Below are 5,111 nucleotides of genomic sequence, written 5' to 3' on the forward strand. Positions count from 1 at the left end.
GCCGTCCACCGCGTCCACCATGCCCTCGGCCTGCCAGCCGGGCAGCCAGTCGCACAGGGCCTCGATGTAGTCGTCGGCCCGACCGGCGAACTCGGGTGGCAGGGCGTGGGCGCCCAGTGCGGTGGTGCGCACCGTCATCGGCAGGTGCTCGGCCACGGCGCGCGCCACCCGCAGGCAGCGCGCCTCGTCGGCCTGGCTGAGGCCGTAGCCGGATTTGATCTCCACCGTGGTCACGCCTTCGCGCAGCAGCACCCGGGCGCGGGCCAGCGTGGCGTCCAGCAGGGCCGTGTCGCTGGCGTCGCGGGTGGCCTGCACCGTGGAGCGGATGCCGCCGCCGGCACGGGCGATCTCCTCGTAGCTGGCGCCCTGCAGGCGCAGCTCGAATTCGCGTGCCCGGTTGCCGCCATAGACCAGGTGGGTGTGGCAGTCGATCAGGCCGGGGGTGACGACGCCGCCGCCCCAGTCGTGCTCGGCATCCACCGCCAGGCCGGCTGGCAGTTCGCGGGCCGGGCCGACCCAGGCGATGCGCTCGCCTTCGGTGACGAGGGCGCCGTCGGGGATCCAGCCCCAGGGGCTGTCGGGGCTCAGGGTGGCCAGATGGGCGCCGCGCCAGAGGCTGCGGTTGGGGCGGCGCACCGCGGGGGTGTTCATGGCGTGTCCTCCAGGGTGAGCCACCAGGCGCGGGCCGGCGGGTCGATCTGCCAGGCGCCGGGCGAGTCGTCGCTCCAGGCCAGGGTGTGCGGGGGCAGGGCCAGGGCCTGGGCGCCGGCCCGCAGTGTGGTGGCCTCGGTGGTGTAGAGGCCGCGCCAGCCGGTGCCGGCCTGCCAGGGCTGTGCGGCAGGCCACAGCCGGCCGCGGCCGCCGGTCACCATCAGGTTCAGGTCGCGGGTGGGGCCGGCCAGCAGGGTGCAGTCCGGGGCCAGGGCGCCGTCGAAGGCGTGGGGCGGGCTGTCCGGCGTGAGCTTCACGCCCCCCAGCCGCACGCCCGTGCCGCTGAGCACCTGGAAGCTGCGGTGCACGCCGGGAAAGGGCGAGAAGGGGCCGTCGCGTTCGATGTCGGCCACGCTGACCCGCAGCCGCCAGCCGCCGGGCGCGGGCCAGGCCAGCAGCTCTCGGGTGCGGCCGCCGCCGTTGCGCCAGGGCTGCTCGGGCGCCTCGGCCCAGCGGACGGTGTGCAGGCTCATGGTGCGAACTCCCCGGCGAGCTGGTAGCGCCGGCCTGGGTAGACCAGCCGGCCCAGGGTGATGGCGTGCTCGCGGCTGAAGGTGCGGCGCACCACCACCAGGCAGGGCTCGTCCTCGGCGATGCCCAGCAGCCGGGCCTCCTGCGCGGTGGGGCGGGCGGCCTCGATGGCGTACTGTGCCCGCCACAGCGCGGTGGCCTCGAACAGGTACTGGGTGGGGGTGCGGCGCGTGAAGTCTTGCGCCAGGTAGTCCGGCGCGGCGGCGGGGTTCACGTAGCGGTCTTCGCACTGCAGGGCCACGCCGTTGTCGCGGTGCACGATCAGGGTGTGGAAGACGGTGGCGCCCTCGGCCACGCCCAGCTGGGCGGCCAGTGCGGCGCTGGCGGGCTCGGCCTGTTGCAGCACCACCTGGCTGTCGTGGCGGTGGCCGCGGGCGGCGATCTCCTCGTGCACGTCGTGCAGGGTCAGCGTGGCCGAGACCTTGTTGAGCGCCGCGGCGAAGGTGCCCACGCCCTGCACCCGATCGACAAAGCCCTCGGCCTGCAGCTCCTTGAGGGCGCGGTTGACCGTCATGCGGCTGACGCCGAACTGGGCGACCAGCTCGGCCTCGGAGGGCATCTGCGCGCCCGGGGCCCAGTCGCCGGCGGCGAGCCGGTCCTTCAGGTGTTGCTTGACCCGGGCGTAGGGCGCCAGGGCGGCGGAGGTGTGCGTGACCATGGTGGGGTGGATGCTACTTGCATGAGCTTGTCTAGACAAGTAGCATCCGCCCCATTCGCTGTCTGGCCGCCTTGCTTGGCCACCCTGTCTGGAGACTGCCATGTCCACTGTCCACACCCCTGCCGGGCCCCGCCCGGTGAAGGCCCCCACCGGTGCCACGCTGCACTGCAAGAACTGGCTGATCGAGGCCGCCTACCGGATGATCCAGAACAACCTGGATCCGGCCGTGGCCGAAAACCCCGACGCGCTGGTGGTCTATGGCGGCATCGGCAAGGCCGCGCGCAACTGGGACTGCTTCGAGCAGATCCTGGCCAGCCTGCGCACCCTGGGCGAGGACGAGACCCTGCTGGTGCAGAGCGGCAAGCCGGTGGGCGTGTTCCGCACCCATGCCGACGCGCCGCGGGTGCTCATCGCCAACTCCAACCTGGTGCCGCACTGGGCCACCTGGGAGCACTTCAACGCGCTGGACCGCCAGGGCCTGATGATGTACGGCCAGATGACGGCCGGCAGCTGGATCTACATCGGCACCCAGGGCATCGTGCAGGGCACTTATGAAACCTTTGCCGAAGCAGGCCGTCAACACTACGGCGGCTCGCTGGAAGGGCGCTGGGTGCTGACCGCCGGCCTGGGCGGCATGGGTGGCGCGCAGCCGCTGGCCGCCACCTTCGCCGGTGCCTGCTCGCTCAACATCGAGTGCCAGCAGTCGCGCATCGACTTCCGCCTGAAGACCCGCTACGTGGACGAGCAGGCCACCGACCTGGACGACGCGCTGGCCCGCATCGCCCGCTACACCGCCGAGAAGAAGGCCATCTCGATCGCCCTGATGGGCAATGCTGCCGAGATCCTGCCGGCGCTGGTGCGCCGGGTGAAGGAAGGCCGTGCGCCGCGGCCGGACATCGTGACCGACCAGACCTCGGCCCACGACCTGATCAACGGCTACCTGCCCGCCGGCTGGACGGTGGAACAGTGGAAGGCCGCCGCCGCCGACCCGGCCCAGCACGCCGACCTGAAGGCCGCCGCGGCCCGCGGCTGCGCGGTGCATGTGCAGGCCATGCTGGACTTCCAGGCCCTGGGCATCCCGACCGTGGATTACGGCAACAACATCCGCCAGGTGGCCTTCGACCAGGGCGTGAAGAACGCCTTCGACTTCCCCGGCTTCGTGCCTGCCTATGTGCGGCCGCAGTTCTGCGAAGGCCGCGGCCCCTTCCGCTGGGTGGCCCTGTCGGGTGACCCGGAGGACATCCGCAAGACCGACGCCAAGATCAAGCAACTCTTCCCCGAAGAGACCCGGGTGCACCGCTGGCTGGACATGGCGGCCGAGCGCATCGCCTTCCAGGGCCTGCCGGCGCGCATCTGCTGGCTGGGCCTGGGCCAACGCCACCTCGCCGGCCTGGCCTTCAACGAGATGGTGAAGAACGGCGAACTGAAGGGCCCGATCGTGATTGGCCGCGACCACCTGGACTGCGGTTCGGTGGCCAGCCCCAACCGCGAGACCGAGGCCATGCAGGACGGCTCGGACGCCGTGTCCGACTGGCCGCTGCTCAACGCCTTGCTCAACACGGCGGGCGGCGCCACCTGGGTCAGCCTGCACCACGGCGGTGGCGTGGGCATGGGCTTCTCCCAGCACAGTGGCGTGGTCATCGTGGCCGATGGCACGGACGCGGCGGCCCAGCGCCTGGCGCGCGTGCTGTGGAACGACCCGGCCACCGGCGTGATGCGCCATGCCGACGCGGGCTACGACATCGCCCAGCGCTGCGCCCGCGAACAGGGCCTGAACCTGCCGATGCTGAACAAGGATTGAACCCATGACCGACCTGACCCTGACCCCCGGCGCGCTGACGCTGGACCAACTGCTGGCGGTGCACGCCGGCGGCACCCGCCTGGTGCTGGACGCCGCCGCGCGCCCGGCCATCCGCGCCAGCGCCGCGGTGGTGCAGGCCGCTGCGGCCGGCGATGCGCCGGTCTACGGCGTGAACACCGGCTTCGGCAAGCTGGCCAACCAGCGCATCAGTGCGGCCGACCTGGCCACGCTGCAGCTCAACCTGATCCGCTCGCACTCGGTGGGTGTGGGCGAGCCGCTGGCCCCGGCCGTGGTGCGGCTGATGCTGGCCACCAAGGCCGCCAGCCTGGCGCGCGCCCACTCCGGCGTGCGCGAGGTGGTCATCGACACCCTGCTGGCCGTGTTCAACGCCGGCCTGGTGCCGCTGGTGCCCAGCCAGGGCTCGGTGGGCGCCTCGGGTGACCTGGCGCCGCTGTCGCACATGACGCTGGCCCTGCTGGGCGAGGGCGAGTTCCTGGTGGACGGGCAGCGCCGCCCTGCGGCGGCCGTGCTGGCCGAGGCCGGCATCGCCCCGCTGGTGCTGCAGGCCAAGGAAGGCCTGGCGCTGATCAACGGCACCCAGACCTCCACCGCGCTGGCCTTGCACGGCTTCTTCAGCTTCGAGCCGGTGCTGGAATCGGCCCTGGTGATCGGCGCGCTGACGGTGGACGCCGCCCGCGGCAGCGACGGCCCCTTCGACCCGCGCATCCACGCGCTGCGCGGCCAGCCCGGCCAGATCGACGTGGCCCAGTACTACCGCAGCCTGCTGGCCGGCAGCGCCATCCGCCAGTCCCACACCGAGGGCGACGACCGGGTGCAGGACCCGTACTGCCTGCGCTGCCAGCCCCAGGTGGTGGGCGCCTGCCTGGACCAGCTGCGCCATGCGGCCCTGGTGCTGGTGCGCGAAGCCAATGCCGTCACCGACAACCCGCTGGTGTTCTTCGAGGACGGCGCCATGATCTCCGGCGGCAACTTCCACGCCGAGCCGGTGGCCCTGGCGGCCGATGCGATGGCGGTGGCCATGGCCGAGGTGGGGGCGATCGCCGAGCGCCGCATCGCCATGCTGATCGACGCCAGCGTCTCGCGCCTGCCGCCCTTCCTGACCAGCAACGCCGGCCTGAACAGCGGCTTCATGATCGCCCACGTCACGGCCGCCGCCCTGGCCAGCGAGAACAAGTCTCTGGCCCACCCCGCCAGCGTGGACAGCCTGCCCACCAGCGCCAACCAGGAGGACCATGTCTCGATGGCCACCTTCGCGGCGCGCCGCCTGCAGCCCATGATCGCCAACGTGGCGCACATCCTGGGCGTGGAGTGGCTGGCCGCGGCACAGGGCATCGAATTCCTGCGCCCGCTGGCCAGTTCGTCGGCACTGGAAGAGGCCCATGCCTTGCT

At 72.3% G+C, this 5,111-nt stretch carries 4 protein-coding genes and 1 pseudogene; 2 read left to right on the top strand and 3 right to left on the bottom strand.

The annotated features are described in order from the left end of the window. From I73_RS05310 to hutC, 3 genes and pseudogenes are all read right to left on the bottom strand, one after another. Positions 1-651, bottom strand: a pseudogene (locus tag I73_RS05310) (imidazolonepropionase); the annotation flags it as partial. Further along, positions 648-1,184: a HutD family protein gene (locus I73_RS30720; RefSeq protein WP_022979664.1), complete on the bottom strand. Its 537-nt coding sequence runs from the start codon at positions 1,182-1,184 to the stop codon at positions 648-650. The gene I73_RS30720 and the pseudogene I73_RS05310, both read right to left, overlap by 4 nt. Further along, a complete protein-coding gene (hutC, locus tag I73_RS05320; RefSeq protein WP_022979665.1) occupies positions 1,181-1,900 on the bottom strand; it encodes a histidine utilization repressor in 720 nt (239 codons plus the stop codon). Before hutC ends, I73_RS30720 begins: the two co-directional genes overlap by 4 nt. 100 nt (positions 1,901-2,000) lie before the next feature. On the opposite strand from hutC, the gene hutU reads away from it, so the two are divergent. Further along, on the top strand, positions 2,001-3,701 hold the full coding sequence (hutU, locus tag I73_RS05325; RefSeq protein ID WP_022979666.1) for a urocanate hydratase: 1,701 nt from the start codon (positions 2,001-2,003) through the stop codon (positions 3,699-3,701). Positions 3,702-3,705: 4 nt separating this feature from the next. Then, a partial coding sequence (hutH, locus tag I73_RS05330; RefSeq protein ID WP_022979667.1) for a histidine ammonia-lyase occupies positions 3,706-5,111 on the top strand: 1,406 nt, incomplete at its 3' end.

The organism is Ideonella sp. B508-1 (assembly GCF_000333615.1).
Lineage (GTDB): Bacteria > Pseudomonadota > Gammaproteobacteria > Burkholderiales > Burkholderiaceae_C > Ideonella.

What these genes read in the sequence shown, in the direction of transcription:
- hutC (WP_022979665.1), bottom strand. Translation starts at nt 1,900, where the DNA reads ATGGTCACGCACACCTCCGCCGCCCTGGCGCCCTACGCCCGGGTCAAG.
- hutU (WP_022979666.1), top strand. Translation starts at nt 2,001, where the DNA reads ATGTCCACTGTCCACACCCCTGCCGGGCCCCGCCCGGTGAAGGCCCCC.
- I73_RS30720 (WP_022979664.1), bottom strand. Translation starts at nt 1,184, where the DNA reads ATGAGCCTGCACACCGTCCGCTGGGCCGAGGCGCCCGAGCAGCCCTGG.